Source organism: Nocardioides sp. AN3, assembly GCF_054653495.1.
Genome location: NZ_BAAIGC010000080.1, coordinates 1 through 1,385, shown reverse-complemented (window position 1 = coordinate 1,385; position 1,385 = coordinate 1). Strand labels below are relative to the sequence as shown.

General features: G+C 65.1%; 1 protein-coding gene. It reads left to right on the top strand.

The features are described 5' to 3' along the window. Positions 1-108 precede the first annotated feature (108 nt). A complete protein-coding gene (locus tag ACYQ1K_RS27865; protein ID WP_110068839.1) occupies positions 109-1,326 on the top strand; it encodes an IS256 family transposase in 1,218 nt (405 codons plus the stop codon). The last annotated feature ends 59 nt before the right edge of the window (positions 1,327-1,385 follow it).

Sequence of the window (1,385 nt, the reverse complement as noted above, 5' to 3'; positions counted from 1 at the left end):
GGTAACGTCCCGGGAAGAGGTGTAATTCAGACGGGAGGATGAGGTCACCATGGGCCTTCGATAAAGTTGCAAGTCGCCAAACACGCAACCAACCGAAGGAACCCCACGATGACCAACAAGAGCATGGCACTGACGGAGCTGCTTGAAAAGCGAGCGGTGGCACCGGACTTCCTGCGTGAGACGCTGGCCTTCATGCTCCAGGAGCTGATGGAGCACGAGGTGGCCGAGCTGTGCGGGGCCGATCGCCACGAGCGCTCCGAGGAGCGGGTCAACCGGCGCAATGGCTACCGGGAGCGGCCGTTGGAGACGCGTATGGGCCGAGTGGATCTCAAGGTCCCCAAGCTCCGCCAGGGCAGCTACTTCCCCGGCTTCCTCGAGCCGCGGCGGATGAGCGAGCAAGCGCTCACGGCGGTGGTGCAGGAGGCCTACGTGCAGGGCATCTCCACTCGTAAGGTCGACGAGCTGGTCCAGGCCATGGGGATGACCGGGATCTCCAAGTCGCAGGTCTCCCGACTGTGCGCCTCGATCGATGAGCGCGTCCAAAGCTTCCTGGAGCGGCCGCTGGAGGGGCACTGGCCCTACGTATGGCTCGACGCGACCTATATCAAGAGTCGAGAGCACGGCCCGGTAGCGAGCCAGGCGGTGGTGGTGGCCACGGCGGTGAATCAGGACGGCTACCGTGAGGTGCTGGGCCTCTCCGCAGGTCCGGCTGAGACGGAGGGCTTCTGGACGGCGTTCCTACGCTCGCTGGTGGCCCGGGGGCTGAAGGGCACTCGCCTGGTCATCTCCGACGCTCACGAGGGGCTGAAAAAGGCGATCGCGACGGTACTGACTGGGGCGGGCTGGCAACGCTGTCGAGTGCACTTCATGCGCAACGTGCTCTCGCAGGTCCCTAAGGCCCACCAGCCAGCGATCTCGGCGGCGGTGCGCACGGCCTTTGCCCAGCCGGATCAAGCCGCAGCGACGCGCCAGTGGCGGCAGGTGGCCGACAGCCTGCGTGAGCGTTTCGCCAAGGCGGCGGACTGCATGGATAGCGCCGAGGAGGACGTGCTGGCGTTCATGGCCTTCCCGAAAGATCACTGGCCGAAGTTGGCGTCCACGAACTGCTTGGAGCGGCTGAACAAGGAGATCAAACGGCGCAGCAACGTCGTCGGGATCTTCCCCAACAACGCGTCGGTGACGCGCCTGGTCGGAGCGGTACTGCTGGAGCAGAACGATGAATGGCAAGTCAGCCGCCGGTACCTGAGCCTGGAGAGCCTGGCCCCGGTGCTCAAGGAGCCGACTGAGGCAGGCGCCGAACAATTGATTCACGAGGAGGCGGCGTAACAGTCAGCGAAGGCCGCGGTGGCCTCACCCGCTGTTACACCACTTGACGGGACACTACC